The organism is Psychrobacter namhaensis (genome assembly GCF_016107545.1).
GTDB lineage: Bacteria > Pseudomonadota > Gammaproteobacteria > Pseudomonadales > Moraxellaceae > Psychrobacter > Psychrobacter namhaensis.
In genome coordinates this window covers 68943-90641 of the sequence record NZ_JABASS010000008.1, presented here as the reverse complement: position 1 = coordinate 90641, position 21699 = coordinate 68943, and the positions used below count along the sequence as shown (strand labels likewise).

Sequence of the window (21699 nt, the reverse complement as noted above, 5' to 3'; positions counted from 1 at the left end):
ACTTGCTTGCTGATATTGGTACAATAGATTGCTTCTAAAAACGGTGTGGAATAGTTTCACGCCGTTTTTTTATGCTTGTCAATATTGGATGGTAAGCCCCATAGCCTGAGATACTGGATCTATTTGCTAGATGATAGTTAGTTGGCCAGATAGCGAGAAAGTTAACGCTTTTTTACTTCAATACGTCTGAATACCGTCTATTAGGTGGGCTATTTTGCAATTAATTGGTCAACGCCTATAAATCACTGTAAAATAATATCTTGTAATTTTACAGCATGGCTACCGTTTATACAGCGGCTATCCGGCTATAATGACTCACTATAGAGTAGCAATGACAAATCTAAGAAATTTAGCGGTTAAAAAGCCCCATAGAGGGGTGGTTTTGCCACGAAGTCATTTTTGACAGTATTTATAATAAAACCGACATTGAACGACCAAATATATAGAATAGTATGATGTCTATCACAGATATAGATAACTAAGTAACGGTATGGACCCTAATTGATGTGTTTCTAACAGGAAGGGCTATCAATGAGCGGTTATATACAAAGAATTTTAATGACAGATGTCCGCTTTTTATAACGCGGCCATCACTTTTGTCAGCCAACATTAGGAATATTATATGACAATGTTTAACACCATTAAGCGTGAATTCCAGTACGGTAACCAACAGGTTGTTATCGAAACAGGACGCGTTGCACGTCAAGCAAACTCTATTTTAGTACACATGGGCGGCGTCACTGTACTAGTCGCTGCTGTTGTAAAATCAGAAGCCAAAGAAGGCCAAAACTTCTTTCCCCTAACCGTAAACTATCAAGAAAAAATGTATGCAGCGGGTAAAATCCCAGGTGCTTATGGTAAACGTGAAGGCCGTGCTAGCGAGTTTGAAACCTTAACTTCACGCTTGATTGATCGCCCAATTCGTCCACTATTTCCAGAAGGTTATGTGAACGAAATTCAAATCACAGCGACCGTGGTGTCATCTGACAAGAGTCAGTCTGCAGACATCGCCGCAATGATTGGTGCTTCAGCGGCTTTGGCTATTTCTGATGCGCCTTTTAATGGTCCTATTGCGGGTGCCCGTGTTGGTTTCATTAACGGTGAATACGTCCTTAACCCAACGCTTGAGCAGCTTGAAAGTAGTGATTTGGATCTAGTCGTTGCTGGTACTAAGTCTGCGGTATTGATGGTTGAATCAGAAGCCAAAGAGTTGTCAGAAGACCAGATGTTAGGTGCTGTATTGTACGGTCATCAGCAGCAGCAAATCGTCATTGATAACATTGCGTCAATGGCAGAAGAAGTTGGTACGGCTAAGCAGCAATTTACGGCCCCTGAGCGTGATAAAGCTTTAGAGGCCAGTATGAAAGAGCAGTTCGGCGCGCAAGTGGCTGACGCTTATACCACGACCAATAAGCAAGAGCGCTATACCAAACTTGATGAGATTAAGCAATCGATTATCGATACGATGGCTGGTGATGCTGAATCAGAAAACTATGCTGATACTGTCTCTGAGCTAAAAGAAATCTATAACGACCTTAAATATCGTACGGTTCGTGACAATATCTTGTCAGGTAAGCCACGTATCGATGGACGTGATCTTGAAACCGTTCGTGCCCTTGATGTACAAGTCGGTGTCCTGCCTTATACCCATGGTTCAGCGTTGTTTACTCGCGGTGAGACGCAAGCCTTGGTTACGACCACACTTGGTAACAGCCGTGACGTCAACATGATTGATTCACTCAGTGGTACGATTCGTGATCATTTCATGCTGCATTATAACTTCCCGCATTTCTCTGTTGGTGAAACAGGCCGTGAAGGTATTCCAAAACGTCGTGAAATCGGTCATGGTCGCCTAGCGCGCCGCGGCGTAGAAGCCATGCTACCAGACAGCGAACGCTTCCCATATGTGATTCGTGTGGTATCAGAGATTACTGAATCAAATGGTTCATCTTCTATGGCGTCTGTTTGCGGTGCCAGTTTGGCATTGATGGATGCTGGTGTCCCATTAAAAGCACCTGTTGCTGGTATCGCCATGGGTCTGGTGAAAGAAGGCGAGCGTTTCGCTGTCTTGTCAGACATCTTAGGTGATGAAGATCATCTTGGTGATATGGACTTTAAAGTTGCGGGTTCTAAAGACGGTATCACTGCACTACAGATGGATATCAAAATCGAAGGCATCACGCCTGATATTATGGAGCAAGCGCTTAAGCAAGCCCATGCAGGTCGTATCCACATCTTGGATGCCATGAACAAAGTACTGCCAGCAAGCCGTACTGAAATCAACGCGCATGCCCCTAACTATGCCGTTATCGAAATCAACCCAGATAAGATTCGTGATGTGATCGGTAAAGGCGGCGCGATGATTCGTCAACTAACCGAAGAGACAGGCGCGGTCATCGATATCGATGATGGTGGCACGATTCGTATCTTTGGTGAAAACAAAGCAGCAACTAAAGCCGCTATCGGCAAAATCGAAGCATTGACTGCTGAAGTTGAAGTTGGCAAGACCTATGAAGGTACGGTTGCTCGTATCGTAGATTTCGGTGCTTTTGTTAATGTTTTACCGAACACTGATGGCTTGGTACATATCTCACAAATCGCAGAAGAGCGCGTAGAAAATGTATCAGACTATTTAAAAGAAGGTCAAATCGTTAAAGTCTTTGTTCAAGACGTCGACAACCGTGGTCGTATTAAGCTCACGATGAAAGGTATCGAGCAAAACTAATTTTGAAAATTGGTTAAGTCTAGGTATTTAAAAACCGCTTTGAGAGGCTCGTGATGAGTGCTCAAAGCGGTTTTTTTATGGGTGTTAATTTTGTCGTCCTTTGAGGACAGTGTCTTTACAGCTTAACGCTTAGGCTTATCAGCAATAAACTTAATCAGCAATTCGGCTACTTTCTCGCCTTGATCTTCTTGAAGAAAATGACCACCGTTGGCAATAGTAGTATGCTCTTGACCTTCGGCACCTGGTATCAGTTTTTGCATGATTCGTGCGCCACCAGCCGTGATGGGATCGGAGTCGCTAAACAGCGTGATAAAAGGTTTGTTCCACTTGCCAAGCTCACCCCAAGCGGCTTGGTTTTTTGCTGAGGCAGGATCATCGGGGGTGGTCGGTACCAGTATCGGGAACTGCCTTGCCCCTTCTTTGTACGACTCATCAGGGAATGGGGCGTTGTAAGCGTCAATAACTGCCTGCGATAGCTCGGTTGTGGTGCCACTATTAATGATTTTGCCGACATGAAATTGCGGCGTCTCTTGTGAGAACTGCTGCCACTGGCGAAAGCTATCGCCTGGGTCGTATTCACCTGTAGGGAGCATGGTATTACCCGCTGCCACCCGAGCAAACCGGTCTGGATTTTCGGCCACTAGGCGTAAACCAATCAGACCACCCCAATCTTGACAAAAGAGCGTGATATTTTTTAGATCTAACTGATCAAGTACGGACTGCATCCAGTCGACATGGCGCTGATAGGTGTAATCATGACGATCAGCAGGCTTATCTGAGCGCCCAAAACCGGGGAGGTCTGGCGCAATCACGCGGTGACCGGCTGCTGTCAGTACCGGTATCATCTTACGATAAAGATAACACCATGAAGGCTCGCCATGCAGCAACAACACAGGATCGGCATCTTTTGGACCTTCATCGAGATAATGTACACGCAGCTCTCCACCCTCGCTGTCGTCGACCATCAAATAATGGGGCGCAAAGTTATAATCGGGCAGGTTTGCAAAACATGAATCGGGGGTTCTAAGCGTTTTCATAGGGTATCCTTATCCTGATGATGAATAGTAATCGTGCATTTTCAAAAACAACAACAATTAGCATAGCATTGAAGCCATTATCGATGACATAATTTTTTGGGTCTTCAAGGTCGTGTTGTGCCTCAGAAAAAAAGCGATGTAGCGTTAAAACTCAATAGATTTGGGTACATACACATCGATAGACAAATTAGGTAACACTTGCAGATACTGAATCAATAAGGGCAAGGTGTCTGTGTGCCAGTCCAAAGGAGTTGGATTTGTGATGTTAGGAACGTCTGAGGTATGGTCGCACGTATTATCAAAAACAAGTGGACGTGCAAATAGAGCAGCTCTACGAATACCTTGATAGCGAATGAGAGGAAAAAGTTGTTGTTGCAAGTCAAGTAAAGCGGCAGTAAGCCAACGCGCGCGTGCGGGATGATACGGGTGATCGGATATCACAAGATTGGCAATGTGACTGGGTTGGTTGCCATTACTGCTGATCCCAAGTCCAGCTTGCTCACGTGAGCGTTTGTGCAGCATACAACTGCCGACATTGAGACTACCATCACGGCACGCGCGATAGTAGCGTTGGTAATTATCGGGAAATAAGGTCTTAGTACGGGTCAGCACAGGATCTAAAAAAACGCCTGCGGTGTTGACTGGGAGGATAAGTAGTTGCGCGTTGCTATTTAAAATAGGGGCGTGTGTTAATTGTAGCGTTGCCATCACCAGCCCTTTCTAAACGTTATGGGTTTATTCTACCGCAGCCTGATCGGTATTATCCGCTTCTAATTTTGCAATTTGTTGTTCAAGTAGCGCAATTTGCTCGGCTTTCATAGCAGTCAGTTTTTTATTCATCGCTAATTGTTCAGCAGCCAGCTTTTCTTGTTCTGCCAAGCGTTGTTGCTCATCTTCTAAGCGATCAATCTCTTCTTTGGCGAGACTGTCCGTTTCTGGCAGTGGCGCGTTTAAGATAGCGTCGGCGTCAAGTACTTGACGGCTAGTATTGGGATCCAGTGTTTGACTACTTGAAGTGGCAGAAAGCGCCGCACTTTCATTTAACGTCGTATCGTTTGTTTCATTATCTAATGGCTTAGCAGAAGGCGCTGCTTTGGTTTGTTCAGTTTTTGATGATGAGCTTTTGATAGGAAGGGTATCAGTCGCAGGCGTGGTGCTTTTCCAAGCAAAGTAACCGACCAATAGCGCGACCAATACCGCAAGCAGCCACCATTTTTGGCGGAGTTTGGCTGAGTGTTTTTCTGATGATTTGGTGGAGCGGGGACGCATTTTTTTACGATTCATACGATGGTCGATTTGGTTCAAAAATGTAAGTAGACATACTATAGCAAACTCAAAATAAAAAGCCTATCTATTGCTAGATAGGCTTAAGTTACCTTGAGGGTCACAGCGTTAATGAGATTGAACACATTAACGGTGGCTTTTTAAGGCTTAAACTTCACTATACCGCTGGTACCAGTAGTCATCGCATCACGAGTCAGCTGATCCTCAAGATGGTTTTTGGCACTGATGGTATCAGGGTCGGGACGATGCTCTGTATGACCACATTGCGTGCACTCGATATACTCATCAGGCGCAGGCGTCACGATGTTGACTTGCACCACCGCATCCATTGCCTGACATTTGGGGCAGCGAACACCGGCTAAGAATTGACGCTTGGGGCGAGGTGATTGATAGCGCATTTAGCCCTCCTCATGAGAAGCGTGGGCAGTTGCAGTCTCGGTATTATTAGCGTTAGCAAAACCGCTGTGACGCAGCAAGGCATCTATACTGGCACTACGACCACGGAAGTTTTCAAAATTGGTCTTGGCGGGGAAACTGCCACCCACTGACAGGATGGTGTCACGGAACGCTTTACCCGTTATTGGATTAAAAATACCGTCTTCTTCAAATTTGCTAAAGGCGTCGGCGGAGAGTAGTTCTGCCCATTTATAAGAGTAATATCCTGCCGCATAGCCACCTGCAAAGATATGGCTAAAACCATTGGCGAAGCGGTTATAATCCGGTGTTTGCATAACAGCGATATCGCTACGCACTGAAGTTAGTGTTGCTAATATACCCTCGTAATCCAGCGCTGGCGTGTGTGCATGAATCAATAAGTCAAACAGCGCAAACTCGATTTGACGCAGCGTTTGCATACCGCTTTGGAAGTTCTTCACGGCCAATAGCGCATCAAGCTTGTCCTTGGGCAAGGCGTCACCGGTCTCGACATGACTGCTGATAAGCGCTATACCTTCTGCATCCCACGCCCAGTTTTCCATAAACTGACTGGGTAACTCGACCGCATCCCACTCCACACCATTGACACCAGCGACATCACCAACGGACACTTGCGTCAGTAAATGATGGAGACCATGACCGAATTCATGGAACAAGGTTAGTACCTCATCGTGAGTTAACAAACTTGGCTTACCATCTAGGGCTGGGGTGAAGTTACCAACCATAAAGCAAACCGGCAGTTGCTGATGGCCTTGTGCCTCATAGCGATAACGCGCCTGAAAGCCATTCATCCAAGCGCCGCCGCGTTTACCACTACGGGCAAATAAATCAAAATAAAAACCGCCGAGTAAGTGATCATCTGCATCGAACAACTGGTAAAAACGGACATCGTCATGCCAGCGCGATACAGGTTGGCTATCTGTACCATCGATGCTTTGTGGTTGTGCTTTGATACCGTAGAGACGCTCTACAATCGCAAATAAGCCACTAATGACTTTTGGTAGTGGAAAGTAGTGACGAATTTCTTCTTGCGACAAGCTAAACGCACTTTGCTTGACTTTTTCAGCAAGATAAGCGCTATCCCATGGCTGCAACTCACTAATACCATAATCGCTGGCATACTTTTGCAATTGGGCCAAATCTTGTTCAGCCGTCGGAGTGGCTTGCGCTGCCAAATCGCGTAAGAAAGTTTCAACTTCTGTCACGCTGTCTGCCATTTTTGTCGATAACGACACCTCTGCATAATTACCAAAACCTAATAACTGGGCTTTTTGCTCACGCAGTTGCAGAATTTGGCTCATGATATCAGCATTGTTTAGGGACTCGCCCTTGCTGTTGGTGTGTGTGTCAAACTCAGAGGCGCGAGTGACATAAGCACGGTACAACGTCTCACGCAGACTGCGGTCGTCAGCATGGGTCATGACAGCAAGATAGACAGGTATGTTTAAGCTTGCCACATAATAAGGGGTTGGCAACGCATCGATTTCATCTTGTGTCAGTGCACCGCAGGCAAGCTCACGGGCTTTATATTGTTCGCCTGCATCTGCCAATAAAGCGAGCCCACTTTCGGTCAGACCTGCTAACTGCTTATCATTCAGCGGTAACGCATAGGCTTGCGTGGCATCCAAAACATGATCAGAAAAAGCCGCTGACAGCGTGGACAGCTCACTTTGAACCGCCGCAAATGTTTCTTGCTCAGCTTTAGGCAATGCCACGCCTGATAGCTCAAAGCTTCTTAGCGCAAGCTCAACCGCTCGCGCACGGGCGGGTGACAGCGAGGCAAAAAACGTCTCATCGTTAATGATCGTTTGGTAACGGCTAAATAACGGCTGATGCTGTCCCACACGTGTGCCATAAGCAGATAGCTTCGGTAGCAGTTCATGATGTACATGACGGGTCTCATCGTTGCTCATGACACTATTTAAGTGTGACAAAATACCCCAGCTGCGATCCAATGCCACATTCATATGATCAAAAGTCATCACATCCGCTAATGCTTGTTCGGCACTGATGTCAACCGTATCACTACTTTGGTCTGTTGCTGCGCTCATTTGGTCTAAAAACGCATTGGCAGCATTGATCGCGTTGAGGACTTCATTTTGTAAGGTTTTTGGCGTCGCACTGGCAAAATCAACGAGGTGTAAGTCTGGAGAAATAGAGTTCATAAAGGTATCCGATAGTATCGTCATAAGTGAGTAGGTTATTATTGAATAGATAAGGTGTCACACATAGGTAGTTGAAAATAAAAGAAGCACATCTTGCTGATGACTGTCCCTACTTGTGCGGCGTTTTACATGCACACAAGAGGCGTCGAAAAATCATTCTCAGCAGCACTGTACATTTTAAAGTGAAACGTTTTAGCGTACTGGCTTACCGCCCAAACACATAGCGCACAATGATTCTGATCTCTTTTATCTTCGACAGTTTTACGTATTAGGTATATAAAAGATGGGTTCATTTGGCAAGAATGCAACCTGCATCAGGCCAATGTCGGAGCAGAGTGAGCATTGCTGCACAAAAAAGCGCCAAAAAAGCTAGATTGACCTTTTAACAATATAGTTTGTTCTACTTACAAAGCGCTATCATTTGCTTGCAAATTAACCCTACAGCGGCTTAGGTTCAACTGTTAGCATCATTGTAATGGAATACGAAAATAATCCACTGACTCAAATACTAACAGTGTCTGTTTACTAACACTGCCATTAAAAAATAGCGTGATCAAAAAAGCATTGTGAAAAGACAATAATATTATAAAGAGTGTCATTATCACGTGTCATATCAGCGGTCAGATAAAAAAGGAAGGATTAAAAATTATCAATAAATAGAAGGACAGAAACTTATTTCTAAACCTAACAATGATAAGTGGTAGCTAAGCCAAACCATTAACACCTAGAAAAATTATAACGTTAAGAGTAAATGATAATAAAACAAGGAGCACTATATATGAAAGCGACTCTCAAAAGTTTACGTCAGACCAAAGCCAATCCTGCGGTAAGTATCTTTGTTAAGACGCATCGTGAGCATCCTGCCAACGATCAAGATCCAATTGCCCTAAAAAACCAATTAAAAGTAGTCGAAGAACGTTTGACCAACGAATATGATAAACGGACGGCGACTACAATTTTAGACAATATCCATGCTAAGACCAATGAGCTTAATCATAACTATAACCTTGATACCTTAGCGATATTTGCGAGTACTGATGATGTGCAAATCATTCGTATGCCAATTGATACAAAAGAGCGGGTGATCATCTCAAATCGCTTTGCGACTCGTGACTTGGTTCGTGATATGGCAAGTTCGGTGCACTATTACACGGTCGTGCTGACGCGTGACAATGCGCGCTTAATCGAAGCCTCCAATGATCGCGTCATTAGAGAGTTCGATAAAGATGATGATATCCAAAACAATATGGAAAATATCCAGTTTCCTATCGAGAACAATGGTCTGTACACGACCGGAGATGGGGGTTCTGATCGCTCATCGAATAATGAAAGCAGTCATTTAAAAGAATTCTTTAATCAAGTAGATAAGAGTGTCCAAGAGCTGTGGGGCGAGCACAAAATGCCTCTTGTCATCGTCGGTGATGCCAAAAACATTGGCTACTATAAAGAAGTCTGTGACCGTCCAGATAACATCATTGCCACCGTCTCAAATGCGACCAATTTAGACGATGGTAATGCTCAGCATATCGTCGATAGCGTCCAAGAAGCGGTAGAAGGATATCGTACGTCGTTACATCAAGCGGCCATGGGAGAGATTGATAAAGCTCGCGGCGCCAGTATGTTACAGACTGATTTACAAGAAATTTATCGCAGTGCTTTCCAAGGCGCGGGCGAGACGCTCTATGTCCGTCGCGGCTATATGCAACCTGCCACTATCGATGAAAAGGCGCAAACGCTGAGTATGGCAGATGATGCTAGCGCAGAAGGCGTCACCGATGACGCTGTTGGTGAAATCATTGAGCATGTGATTCATAATGGCGGTGAGGCGGTATTTATGCCCCAAGATATCATGGGTGAAGATCAACCGATTGCTCTGGTGACTCGCTACTAATTGGTACTATTTATGAATGATGGTTAATGACGAATTAGCCATTGAGAGAATATAGGTATAATATGAGAGCATTGTTTCGATAAGAATCAATGCTCTTTTTATATCAATGGCCTCTATACTTTTATTTACTTTTGATCATCATTTTGATGAAGAGCTATCAACCCTTATGCTATAAATACTGAGTTTATGACTAATAACATTATGACTAATACCTCCTCTTTTATCCTAACCAGCTACAACATTCATAAAGGCATGTCGCCCATGAATCGTCAGGTGAAACTTCAGGGAATTGCCCAAGCCCTTGATATCATCGGCTCTGATGTGCTGTGTCTGCAAGAAGTACAAGGTCAAAATCTCAAGCGCAATCTGCAATACAATGAGTACCCCGACCAATCACAACATGAATGGTTTGGTGAGTATCTACAATTGCAAAACAGCTACGGTAAAAACTCAGAGTATGAAAATGGTCATCATGGCAATGCGGTACTCAGCCGTTTTCCTCTAGATCCAAAGCACAATGTCAATATCACCGTCAATAAACTTGAGCAGCGCGGTGTCTTGCACTGTGAGGTGCAGCCAGTAGGGTGGGATAGGCCTGTGGTCGTGTTGTGTGCGCATTTGAATTTGTTTGAGCGTGATCGTATCAAGCAATATGAGGCCATTGCCAATTATATCCGCAACGAGATAGCCAGAGACCAGCCATTGATCTTGGCTGGGGATTTTAATGATTGGAAAAAGATGTCTTGCGATAAGCTTGCCACTAGCTTGGGTATGACCGAGGCCTTTAAAGAATGTCACGGCAAGCTATCGCCGACATTCCCAGCCAAACTGCCTGTGCTGAGTTTAGATCGTATCTATATACGTAATCTAAAAGTTAAAGACGCATGGGTGCATACGGGTAAGCCATGGTCGACATTATCAGATCACTTGCCCATCAGTGCGGAGCTGGCGCTGGTATAACAGGATTTAAAAAATACTAAAATAGCCACCAGATTATCATAGAGGTTTCCCAACAAAGTAACAGATGCATATAAGGATATATAACGATGTCTACTCTTTCTAACAAGCCACTACCAACGAGCCAGTGCGCCGTACTCATACGTGAATTTGGTGAACCTGAGGTGATGAAGTATCAGGAGGGTGTTGATATTCCTGAGTTACAGGATGATCAGGTTTTGATCAAAGTCGCCTATGCCGGTATCAACCCCGTCGATTATAAAACCCGCCAAGGCAAGGGCTGGGGCGCGGACAATATTCGCAAAGAAAAATTCGATAAGGGTCAGCCTGCCATTTTAGGGTTTGACGTTGCAGGCGAGGTTGTGAGCAGTAACAGCGAGCAGTTTGCGATTGGCGACAGTGTGGCAGCTTTGACCTTTAATGGGGGTTGTTATGCCGAGTATGTGGCAGTCGATGCCAAGCTGTTGGCAAAAATTCCAGAGACTGTCAGTTTGGAGCAGGCGGGTGCGCTGCCTTGTATCGGACAAACCGCCCTACAATTTGTGGATTTTGCTGATATTAAAGACGACGAGCATGTCGTGATAAATGCGCCAGCGGGCGGGGTCGGCCATTTACTGATTCAGTTGTTAATGGATAAAGTCACTAAAAATAATAATAAAGTCACCGTCATTTGCTCGCCAGAAAAATATGCCAAACTCGATGAGCTAGTAGATAAGTCTAAGCTGACAGGCTGGATTGATTATACCAAGGATGGGGATTTTCCTGAGTTGCAAGCTGATGTGCTGCTCGACTTGGTGGGCGGTGAGGCAGGCGTTCGCGCGCTGAGTGTGCTTAAATCTGGCGGGCGCGTGAATGTGTTACCAACCATTTGGGTTGATAAGCTCAAAGAAGCAGGCGAGCAAAAAATTTTAGACGTGGCAGGTTATAAAGCGCAGCGTAGTGGCCAAGATATGGCGCGTGTTTTACAGCTCGTTGCAGATGGTACGCTGACCTTAAAAATTCAGCAAACGTACCCATTATTGGACGTGGTGGCGGCTCATCATGAGCTACAAAAAGGTGATGCTTTTGGTAAAATCGTTTTGAAAGTTAGTTAAAAGAGAGCTGCCGGAAGGTGAGACTGATGCGTCCTGCCGCGACGGTTTTAGTCTTAGTGATGGTGTGCTTCCAAAAGGTTTGAGTATCGCCATGCATGACGATCAGCTGACCTGACTCAAGATAGAGCTCGACTTTATCTTGAGTTTTTTTATGCTTAAAGACAAACTTGCGCGTGGCGCCAAGTGATAAAGAGGCGATGATTGGCTGATTTCCCAGCTCTTTTTCGTCATCCGCATGATACCCCATACCGTCCGCACCAGACGGATAGTAGTTCAGCAGACAAGAGTTAAAATTCGCTGAAATTCCCACTTTTAACAGGGCTTGCTCAACATACTGTTTTACGGTGACTACGGTGTTTGACCATGGTATTGCGCGACGCGCTTGCCCTGAATAACGGTAGCTTGCATCATCTGCCCCCATCCAGACGATTTGGCGAGTCGTCACATGGGTTTTGCCAAATAGTGTGACGATGTCAGCATGCCACGGCAGCTCAGTTAAAAGGGTGTCATACAGCTCATTAGGTTTATCCATAATAATACCTAGATCACTCACCTGACCATCATAAGGCAATAAGTTGTCTGTGGGAGCTGGAGCAAAAAGATCGGTCATGGCTAGGCTTATCTATATTTATTGTTTTTATAATGATCGATGATGACTTGTGCACACCGTTCAGGCGCTTCCATCGGCAGCAGGTGACCATAGTCTGGGAGAGAAATGATGCTTTTGTCAGGCACAAATTTTTGCCACTGTTTACGCACTTTTGCATTAATAAATAAAGTTGGCTTGCCAGTGATCAGAGTATACGGACAACTGAGCTGCTTAAGGGCTGCATCGATATGCGGCGCGGCAAAATAGTTGGCCAGCTCTTGCTCTGGCGCAAACGTAAGCCCATAGCTGCCATCGGGGTTTTTGGTCAAGCTGTGTTCTGCAAACACTCGTAAGTGGTCGTCACTGATACGTTTGTAAGCCCGTTGGCGGCGCAGATGCTCGTAGTAGTTATTGACGTCTGACCAGATAGATCGTTTGGCTAGGGTGCTCTTGAATGGCTCGCGGCGTAGCAAAAGCTTACGTGGCAGCAAGTTATACAGCGTCGCTTGTTTTTTGGTAAAGGTCACAGGCTCTATCAAATAGAGCTGTGAAAATAGCTCGGGGCGTTTGGCGGCGGCCATCGCTGTGGCAGTTGCGCCTTGTGAATGGCCAATACCAACGACAGGCTTATCCTGTGTCTTTTCTAAAAACTCAATAAGAATATCCGCATCTTGCTCGCGTGTGAGGCGATGGTTTTGCGGTTTATCATACCAATAGCCGCGTAGAGCAAGCGAGCTTATATCAAAGTCACTCGCCAGTTTACTTAACAGTGGCGTATAAGTGCCCACGGTAAAGCTGTTGCCCGCATAAAAATGCGCTGGGACACGTGTGCGTGTGCCGGAATGTGACGTTTGAGTCAGCTGGTTTAAATCATAGTAGCGCGCTTGTTTACCACTAAGATGAATGCGATTTGTAAAGGCTTCCATAAAATAAACACATCCTTGTGAATGACTTTTTTAATGAGAGTTGACGGTGGTTAATCAGCTGTCTTCTCCTAAGAAGCCGCCACTTTGACGTTGCCATAACCGTGCGTAGACACCGTTTAGTGACAATAGCTCATCATGGCTGCCTTGCTCGATAATATGTCCTTTGTCCATGACCACCAGTCGATCAAGTGCGGCAATAGTAGAAAGACGATGGGCGATTGCAATAACCGTTTTGCCCGTCATCATATCATTTAGGCTCTCTGTAATGGCAAACTCAATCTCAGAGTCAAGGGCACTGGTGGCTTCGTCCAACAGCAAAATCGGTGCGTTCTTTAGCATAACACGTGAGATCGCGATACGCTGACGTTGCCCGCCAGAGAGTTTGACGCCGCGTTCACCCACTTGCGTATCGAGACCAGTGTTGCCTTTATCGTCGTATAAGTCTTTAACAAAATCCCAAGCTTGGGCTTGTTTGGCGGCCATCATAATCTCCTCATCGGTCGCATCAGGACGACCGTAAGCGATATTCTCACGGACCGTGCGATGCAATAAGGAGGTATCTTGGGTCACCATACCGATCTGTTGGCGTAACGACTCTTGAGTGACTTCATCGATGGCTTGTCCATCGATCAGGATTTTACCGCTATCCACATCAAAAAAGCGCAATAATAAGTTAACGAGAGTAGACTTTCCTGCGCCTGAGCGCCCCACCAAGCCGATCTTCTCTCCTGGTTTGATGTCCAAATAGAAGTTATCGAGCAGTTTGATAGTGTTAGGTGACGCTGGGGCATTGATGGTATTGGCAGGTTTGCCCTTAACATCATCGCTGTCGTTTTCATAGCTAAAATCAACGTGATCAAAGACGATATGACCGTCCGTGACTTTTAAGGCAGGCGCATTTGGTTTATCCATGATCGTCTGCGGAGCGGATAAGGTGCGCATGCCATCTTGTACCGTCCCGATACTTTCAAATAGACTGGCGGTTTGCCACATAATCCAGCGCGTCAGACCATTCAAACGTAGGGCCATCGCTGTTGCGGCAGCAATCGCGCCAACCCCAACCGCTCCTTGTTGCCACAAATACAAACCAATACCCACCGTGCCGCTGACTAAAATCACACTGATAAGATGGGTCGAGACTTCTAAATAGCTGACCCAGCGCATTTGTGCATGAACGGTACCTAAAAACTGCCCCATGGCGTTTTTGGCATAACTCAGCTCACGGCGCGAGTGACTAAACAGCTTAACTGTCATGATATTGGCATAAGCGTCGGTAATACGGCCCGTCATTAACGCCCGAGCATCTGCTTGTACAATGGCCGTTTGTTTGAGTTTGGGAATAAAGTACCAAATAGTGAGCGCAACTAAGATGAGCCAAACAATAAACGGAATTAATAACAGGCTGTCGAGATTAAATAAGATGACACCTGAGGTGATAAAATAGACAGTGACATACATAAACATGTCGGTCACGGTCATCACCGTATCACGAACTGCCAGCGCGGTTTGCATCACCTTGGCTGAGACGCGCCCTGAAAATTCATCTTGATAAAACTGCATCGATTGTCCAAGCATGCGCTGATGAAAACGCCAGCGCATCTGCATTGGAAACACACCTTGCAAGGTCTGAAAATGTACAAATGATGACAATGCAATCCATATGGGACTCAGGATCATGACCGCCAGCATCAAGAGCAACATGTCGCCTTTTTCTAGCCATAGATTCTCTGGTGTATAAACGCCCAGCCAGTCGACGATATTACCGATCCAAGCGAACAACATTGCCTCATAGATACCGATACCCGCAGACAAAATCATGAACAACAATAGCCAGCCGCGTAAACCCTTGGTACACGCCCACATAAATTTTAGCATGCCATCACGAGGTGACGGCAGCGGCATGGGTGTCTCAGGAAACGCAGGTAAGCGGTTTTCAAAAAAGCGAAATAGAGCATTCATAGGCAGTCATAAAACATCAATAGCAGTACGCCAAAATCAACGACATTACTCGTTATTTTGAATCTTTACTGTTGTTATTAGGGTTGCGCACTATTTTAGCAAAATTCGCAATTAGACCTGCATGCTAATTGTAATTTGACCGCTGCCGTTGTAGTCACAAGCCCTTGTTATTATCCGAAAGACAAAAGCCAATAAATAGATTGCTGTGTAAGACATACTTTGTTACATTCTCTGATTTCAATCTGTTTAAGTGTCTCTATCTGTTTACAGTCATGGATAGATAGAACGTTGGCTTGGCTTAAGTAGAGTTAGCCTCTTACTCTGAACATGAGGATAGTCAATCCGCAAAAATTGCGGTGCAAAAAGCAAAAGGTAGAAGCGCATGATGTATTTAACGATAGCGGTGCTTTGCAGTGTCGCCGTTTCCGTGTTACTAAAAATATTACGACAAAAAGAGGTGGATATACGGCAAACCATCGTCGCGGGTTATCCCGTCGCGTTTTTGCTGACTTGGTTTTTGCTAAAACCCGATGTCAGCGCAGTGAGGACGCTTGGCGATGCGTGGGGTATTATTATCGCGCTTGCTGTGCTGCTGCCAGCTGTGTTTATCGTCCTTGGGCGCGCCATTGAGGCGGTCGGTATGGTCGCAACCGATGCCGCTCAGCGTTTATCTTTGATCATTCCGATCGTGGCCGCTTTCTTATTGTTTGGTGAGCTGCTGACGGGTACGCGTGTATTGGGACTGGTATTAGGGTTTTTGGCACTAGGAGCGCTGATCTATCGTCCACAGCAAGAGCACGCTGATATTAGCAAAGACGCCAAACGTACACCGCTTTGGTTGTTTGGCGTATGGGCGGGTTATGGCGTTATCGATATTTTATTTAAGCAAGTTGCCAAGCAGGGCGCGGCCTTTCCACTCACGTTATTTGTCAGTTTTGGTTTGGCAGGGCTGTTGTTGTTGATCTACCTGCTCATCACTCGGGTGCGCTGGCAGGGGAATGCGCTGGTAGCGGGGTTATTATTAGGCGCGCTTAACATGGGAAATATTTATGCTTATGTGCGGGCGCATCAAGTGTTGTCCGAGTCTCCAAGTATCGTTTTTACGGGTATGAATGTGGGGGTCATCGCGGTCGCTACATTGATTGGGGTCGGGGTGTTTAAAGAAACCCTAAACCGTATTAATGTCATCGGCCTATTACTCGCGATTGGCTGTGTAGGCGTACTGTTTTTGATTTGATGATTTTCGCTTAAAATCTGGCAAAGGCAAGCAATTTTACAAAAGCTTTAACGTATCAGATATAGGCAGGCAGGGCGTCCTATGATAAGGTTATCTATAAGCAGTAAGGCTGGTTTAGGCTGACAAGACTCTGTTTATTTTATGATGTTTGATCTCAATAACTAAAAATAGGATGCCCACTCAATGGAATACGAAAAGCAATTACAGCGCATAAAAAACGGTTCAGGTTTCATTGCAGCACTTGATCAAAGCGGCGGCAGCACACCAAAAGCCCTAGAAAATTATGGTGTGAGTAGTGCTGATTATGATAACGACGAAGCAATGTTTGACTTGGTGCATGAGATGCGTGCCCGTATTATGACTTGTGAGGCTTTTGATAGTGAGCGGGTGCTTGGGGCGATTTTATTCGAAGACACCATGGAGCGTGAAGTCAACGGTAAACCGACGGCCAACTATCTGTGGGAAGACAAAAACATTGTGCCGTTCTTAAAAGTGGATAAGGGATTGGCTGAAAAAATGAGCGGTGTACAAGTCATGCGGCCGATGCCAAATTTAGATTTACTATTAGATAAGGCCAAAAACTATCCTGTATTTGGCACCAAAATGCGCTCTGTGATTTACGAGCCAAGCGCCGATGGTATTGAACTGGTCGTGCAGCAGCAGTTTGATGTGGCAAAGCAAATCCTCTCAAAAGGCTTGATGCCAATCGTTGAGCCAGAAGTGGATATTAACAGTGCCAAAAAGCATGATTGTGAGCTGCTGTTAAAGGCAGATATCTTGCGTAATCTGGAACGCTTAACTGATGATCATCAAGTGATGTTAAAGCTGACACTGCCAGAAGAATCAGGCTTTTACCAAGCGCTGATTGATCATCCAAAAGTGCTGAAGGTGGTGGCGCTATCCGGTGGCTACAGCCGTAGTGAGGCGTGTGCTAAGCTCAAACAAAACCCAGGTATGATTGCCAGCTTCTCTCGTGCTTTTACTGAAGGCTTAAGCCGTCAGCAAAGCGATGATGAGTTTGCTGAAACCATCACAACTTCAATCGAAGAAATCTATCAGGCATCAAAAGTGTAGTAGTCACCCATAAAGCAGTAAAAAAAGCCCTACTAAATAAGTGTGTAAATACTTAAATAGTAAGGCTTTTCTTGTTTTAAGTGTACAGCTTATTAAGCCTATACCTCTTTATATAACTGACGTCCTTCCTTGTTATATTTTGCAGTCATCTCTGCCATACCTTGACGTATTTCTTCAGCGCTGGCCGCACCCACTTGTCCGACAAGCTCAGTATCCACTTCTTTGATCAGATGTTCCGCATCGGTCAAATCGCCCGTTTGCGGCGTTACCTTTTGATTTTTGGTATCTTGGTCCAGTCCCGCTGCATACTCGCGCACGTTTTGCGTAATTTTCATCGAGCAGAATTTTGGGCCACACATGGAGCAAAAATGCGCAGACTTATGCGCGTCTTTTGGTAGCGTCTCATCGTGATATTCGCGTGCGGTGTCTGGATCAAGTGCCAGATTAAACTGATCATCCCAGCGGAACTCAAAGCGCGCTTTAGATAACGCATTATCGCGTGCCTGCGCACCGGGATGGCCTTTGGCAAGGTCGGCTGCGTGGGCCGCAATCTTATAAGTGATGATACCGTCTTTGACGTCTTTTTTATTGGGCAGACCCAAATGCTCTTTTGGCGTGACGTAACAGAGCATCGCTGTGCCAAACCAGCCAATCATCGCAGCCCCTATGGCACTGGTGATATGGTCATAACCGGGGGCGATATCAGTCGTTAACGGTCCTAACGTATAAAAAGGCGCGTCTGCACACAGCTCAAGCTGCAAATCCATATTTTCTTTGATACGGTTCATCGCCACGTGACCAGGGCCTTCAATCATCACCTGTACGTCATGCTCCCATGCCACTTTGGTCAATTCGCCAAGTGTCCGTAGCTCGCCAAATTGCGCCTCATCATTGGCGTCTTGCAAGCAGCCGGGACGCAGACCATCACCCAAGCTAAACGCCACGTCATACTGCTTCATGATTTCGCAAATGTCTTCAAAATGCGTGTACAAAAAGCTCTCTTTATGATGGGCCAAGCACCACTGTGCCATGATAGAGCCACCGCGTGAGACGATACCTGTTAAGCGTTTGGCAGTGAGCGGCACATAGCGCAGCAGTACGCCGGCATGAATGGTGAAGTAATCCACGCCTTGCTCTGCCTGCTCAATCAAGGTGTCGCGAAAAATCTCCCACGTTAAGTCTTCTGCGACGCCATCGACTTTTTCTAGCGCTTGATAAATCGGTACGGTACCAATCGGCACTGGTGAGTTACGAATTAACCATTCGCGGGTTTCATGAATGTGGTTGCCCGTTGATAAGTCCATAATGGTATCGGCACCCCAACGCGTGGCCCACGTCATTTTTGAGACTTCTTCATCGATAGAAGAGCCAAGCGCTGAGTTGCCAATATTGGCATTGATTTTGACCAAAAAATTGCGTCCGATGATCATGGGTTCGGATTCAGGATGATTGATATTGTTTGGGATGATGGCGCGTCCAGCAGCCACTTCACTGCGTACAAATTCAGGCGTGATGATTTTTGGTGTGTTGGCACCAAAGCTCTCGCCATCATGTTGGCGCATGTCGGTCAGCTCATGCTGCTTTTGTGTCTCGCGAATGGCGATATATTCCATCTCAGGGGTGATGATGCCGCGACGCGCGTAGTGCATTTGCGTGACATTTCCTGACAAGCCGTCGCCCGTTTTAGCGCGACGTGGTTTATCGATATGAGCAAACCTTAGATTGGCCGTACTGATATCGCGAGCACGCGCCTGCCCGTATGAGCTAGACAGCCCGCTTAGTTGCTCAGTATCACCGCGCTCAGCGATCCATTTTTCACGCAGTTTTGGCAGCCCACGTGTGAGGTCGATATCAACATTGGGGTCGGTATAGACGCCTGAGGTGTCATACACATAAAACGGTGGGTTATGTTCGCCATCTTTGTCACCCGTACCGCCAACAGGGGTATCAGCCAAGCTGATTTCACGCATGGGTACTTGGATATCAGGTCTTGAGCCTTCGATATAGACTTTACGGGAGGCGGGTAGGATACGATGCAAGTCGCGTGCGTCTTCTTCGAAGCGTGCGTCACTTGCCGCGCGGTGGGCAGGCGTTTTTAGCGCGTCTGCTTTTTTGTCTGATTTGACAGTGGTGGCGTCAGTGGACTCTGACGTAAGCGGTGTGTGATGGGCTGGGTTAGGCGTTTGAGCCTGTGGTGCCATTGCGGTGGTGTCTGAGATAGTCATATGCTGTCCTAGCGTGTTGGTTTTTGAATAAAAGCAACACCGCCAGTAGCTGCGGGGGCAAGACTCCACCATCTAGACAAGTTTATATTCTGAGTACACGCCTGCGACCAAAAAATATCGTCACAGGTGATGGTCATCAAATATTGGACGCAGCTTTATATCCTCTCTCGTATCTGGACATGCGTTACGCATATTAAGACAGTAGTGATGATAAAAATGTATTTCTACGCGTCCTTTGTCATAAATAACAAAGTGCTTAAGACTTCCCTGCGTCGGTACTAACCGCATCAGGTTCGGCGGGTGATCTCTCAGCGAATGTATCAAGGCGACTAATTTTAATAAAGCAAGTTTAATAAAGCAGGCCAATGTTACACCGCACCCCGAGTCTGTCAGTGTTGTAAATCCTCTTCATACTAGCAAAATTCTATCCTAACGGCTAATGATATTTGGCCATAAATATCAGGCTTTATACGGGCAGTTTGATATTGCTACGACTATGACTTCTTAGGACCCGTGAGTGACCAGTGAAGGCAAGGATTTACTGTGAATAGACTGTAGATAGTCGGTTCACTTTAAAAAGGTGACAGCTGTGCTAGTATGAATTTTATGAAGCCTCTGTCACGCTTGCGAACAGCCAGCGAGGAAAATTTATACCAGTCGAACACCATTAATGGATGTACGACTTTTATTCTAAACTGACTATAGGTAGGATATCCAAATATTATGTAAAGCGCATGAAAGATTCAAGAGGTTGTCATTAAACTGTCATAAAGATTTGGCAACATAGCTCCCATGTCACACACAATGCTTTTTTGTACCGTTGTTAAACTTCAGGAGTCCTACATGCGTTATTCGTTATTAGCAGTGGCCGTCAGCTGTACCTTAGCACTTACGGCGTGTAACAAATCGACCGATACGTCAGAGCCAGCTGCTGATAATAGCAGCGCTGTCACAACCACGGAAACCACCACTCAGGCTCAGGCAACCCCTGCTGCCGCCACAGGTTTTAAGTCTGCTGAAAATATCGCCATGAATATCACTGGGGCAGGGGCTTCATTCCCGCAGCCTATCTACGCCAAATGGTCTTACGACTACAACGCTGCGACTGGTGGTCAAGTTAACTACCAATCAATCGGTTCTTCTGGTGGTATCAAACAAATTCAATCAAAAACAGTCGATTTTGGGGCGTCTGATGCGCCTTTGACGCCTGAAGAGCTGGATGAAGCGGGTCTGATTCAATTCCCAACGGTCATCGGCGGCGTGGTACCCATTGTCAATATTGATGGTGTTGAGCCAGGCGAGCTGAAATTGGATGGTGAAACTTTAGCCAATATCTATTTGGGTAAAATTAATAACTGGAATGACCCTGCCATCAAAGCATTGAATCCAGATTTGAGCTTACCTGATGCGGCGATTACCACCGTATTCCGCTCAGACGGTTCAGGTACGACTTTTAACTTTACTGACTACCTTGCTAAAGTTTCACCAGATTGGAGCGACACCGTTGGCGTTGATAAGACAGTCAAATGGCCGACGTCTGCTACTGGTGCTGGCGGCAAAGGTAATGAAGGCGTTTCAAGCTACGTCAACCGCATGAAAAACTCGATCGGCTATGTTGAATACGCTTACGCTAAGCAAAACGACATGTCACACACGGCTCTCAAAAACGCAGCTGGCAACTTCGTACAACCCTCTGCAGAAACTTTTGCCGCAGCGGGTGATATCGACTGGTCACAACAAGAAGGCTTTTATAAAGTCATCACCAATTCTGAGACTGAGCAAGCATGGCCAATCGCTGCTGCAACCTTCATCTTGGTGCACAAGCAGCCAGAGAATCCACAGCAGGTCGCTGGTGTATTGAACTTCTTTGATTGGGCCTATACCCAAGGCGATGATGACGCTATGGCGTTAGATTATGTGCCTTTCTCTGACACCGCCGTGGCGTTATTTAAAGAAAAATGGAACGAGGTAAAGGGCAGTGATGGACAGCCAGTATATAAGCCTGCGCAGTAACTTCACTATTCTATCTATTGCTTAATAATTGCTCATTTTCCTCTCAAATCACTATTCTTCGGTAGTGGTTTGAGGGGTTTTATCACAG

The 21699-nt window shown here is 45.8% G+C and carries 16 protein-coding genes and 1 riboswitch; of the genes, 7 read left to right on the top strand and 9 right to left on the bottom strand.

The features are described 5' to 3' along the window. Positions 1–622: 622 nt before the first annotated feature. A complete protein-coding gene (pnp, locus tag JFC06_RS07850) occupies positions 623–2725 on the top strand; it encodes a polyribonucleotide nucleotidyltransferase (protein WP_198334597.1) in 2103 nt (700 codons plus the stop codon). Between the two features lie 122 nt (positions 2726–2847). Here pnp and JFC06_RS07845 read toward each other — a convergent pair whose 3' ends face one another. The 5 genes from JFC06_RS07845 to JFC06_RS07825 form a co-directional block, all read right to left on the bottom strand. Next, positions 2848–3762: a haloalkane dehalogenase gene (locus JFC06_RS07845; protein ID WP_198334596.1), complete on the bottom strand. Its 915-nt coding sequence runs from the start codon at positions 3760–3762 to the stop codon at positions 2848–2850. Positions 3763–3906: 144 nt separating this feature from the next. Further along, positions 3907–4470 carry a hypothetical protein gene (locus tag JFC06_RS07840; RefSeq protein ID WP_198334595.1) on the bottom strand — a complete coding sequence of 188 codons (564 nt, stop codon included), beginning with the start codon at positions 4468–4470 and terminating at the stop codon, positions 3907–3909. Between the two features lie 27 nt (positions 4471–4497). Then, a complete protein-coding gene (locus JFC06_RS07835; RefSeq protein ID WP_198334594.1) occupies positions 4498–5046 on the bottom strand; it encodes a hypothetical protein in 549 nt (182 codons plus the stop codon). A 140-nt stretch (positions 5047–5186) separates the two neighbouring features. After that, positions 5187–5444, bottom strand: coding sequence for a YheV family putative metal-binding protein (locus JFC06_RS07830; RefSeq protein WP_198334593.1), 258 nt, complete (start codon positions 5442–5444; stop codon positions 5187–5189). Next, positions 5445–7646: a M3 family metallopeptidase gene (locus JFC06_RS07825; protein WP_198334592.1), complete on the bottom strand. Its 2202-nt coding sequence runs from the start codon at positions 7644–7646 to the stop codon at positions 5445–5447. Between the two features lie 778 nt (positions 7647–8424). On the opposite strand from JFC06_RS07825, the gene JFC06_RS07820 reads away from it, so the two are divergent. The 3 genes from JFC06_RS07820 (at position 8425) to JFC06_RS07810 (ending at position 11588) form a co-directional block, all read left to right on the top strand. Further along, on the top strand, positions 8425–9537 hold the full coding sequence (locus JFC06_RS07820; RefSeq protein ID WP_198334591.1) for an AOC03_06830 family ribosome hibernation factor: 1113 nt from the start codon (positions 8425–8427) through the stop codon (positions 9535–9537). A gap of 201 nt (positions 9538–9738) precedes the next feature. Continuing rightward, entirely contained in the window at positions 9739–10497 is a 759-nt protein-coding gene (locus JFC06_RS07815) for an endonuclease/exonuclease/phosphatase family protein (protein WP_193005644.1), read from the top strand. Positions 10498–10583: 86 nt separating this feature from the next. Further along, positions 10584–11588: an NADP-dependent oxidoreductase gene (locus tag JFC06_RS07810; protein ID WP_193005643.1), complete on the top strand. Its 1005-nt coding sequence runs from the start codon at positions 10584–10586 to the stop codon at positions 11586–11588. Here JFC06_RS07810 and JFC06_RS07805 read toward each other — a convergent pair. Genes JFC06_RS07805 through JFC06_RS07795 form a run of 3 tightly spaced genes read right to left on the bottom strand, consistent with a single transcriptional unit; the run spans position 11581 to position 15062 of the window. After that, positions 11581–12198 (bottom strand): alpha-ketoglutarate-dependent dioxygenase AlkB family protein, encoded by a 618-nt coding sequence (locus JFC06_RS07805; protein ID WP_198334590.1) that lies wholly within the window; start codon positions 12196–12198, stop codon positions 11581–11583. The two genes, JFC06_RS07810 and JFC06_RS07805, sit on opposite strands and share 8 nt — an antisense overlap. An 8-nt stretch (positions 12199–12206) precedes the next feature. Further along, complete coding sequence (locus JFC06_RS07800; RefSeq protein WP_198334589.1) at positions 12207–13103, bottom strand: alpha/beta fold hydrolase; 897 nt, start codon at positions 13101–13103, stop codon at positions 12207–12209. Positions 13104–13157: 54 nt separating this feature from the next. Next, on the bottom strand, positions 13158–15062 hold the full coding sequence (locus JFC06_RS07795) for an ABC transporter ATP-binding protein (RefSeq protein WP_198334588.1): 1905 nt from the start codon (positions 15060–15062) through the stop codon (positions 13158–13160). 382 nt (positions 15063–15444) lie between these two features. Here JFC06_RS07795 and JFC06_RS07790 point away from each other — a divergent pair, with 382 nt between their 5' ends. Next, complete coding sequence (locus JFC06_RS07790; RefSeq protein ID WP_198334587.1) at positions 15445–16299, top strand: EamA/RhaT family transporter; 855 nt, start codon at positions 15445–15447, stop codon at positions 16297–16299. A gap of 183 nt (positions 16300–16482) precedes the next feature. Beyond that, positions 16483–17373, top strand: a complete 891-nt coding sequence (locus tag JFC06_RS07785; protein ID WP_198334586.1) for a fructose bisphosphate aldolase — start codon at positions 16483–16485, stop codon at positions 17371–17373. Positions 17374–17471: 98 nt separating this feature from the next. Here the strand turns inward: JFC06_RS07785 and thiC are convergent, their stop codons facing one another. Further along, positions 17472–19598: a phosphomethylpyrimidine synthase ThiC gene (gene thiC, locus JFC06_RS07780; protein ID WP_227670199.1), complete on the bottom strand. Its 2127-nt coding sequence runs from the start codon at positions 19596–19598 to the stop codon at positions 17472–17474. Positions 19599–19845: 247 nt separating this feature from the next. Beyond that, a riboswitch (TPP riboswitch) is annotated at positions 19846–19991 on the bottom strand. A gap of 450 nt (positions 19992–20441) precedes the next feature. Here thiC and pstS point away from each other — a divergent pair. Continuing rightward, on the top strand, positions 20442–21611 hold the full coding sequence (gene pstS / locus JFC06_RS07775; RefSeq protein WP_198334585.1) for a phosphate ABC transporter substrate-binding protein PstS: 1170 nt from the start codon (positions 20442–20444) through the stop codon (positions 21609–21611). The last annotated feature ends 88 nt before the right edge of the window (positions 21612–21699 follow it).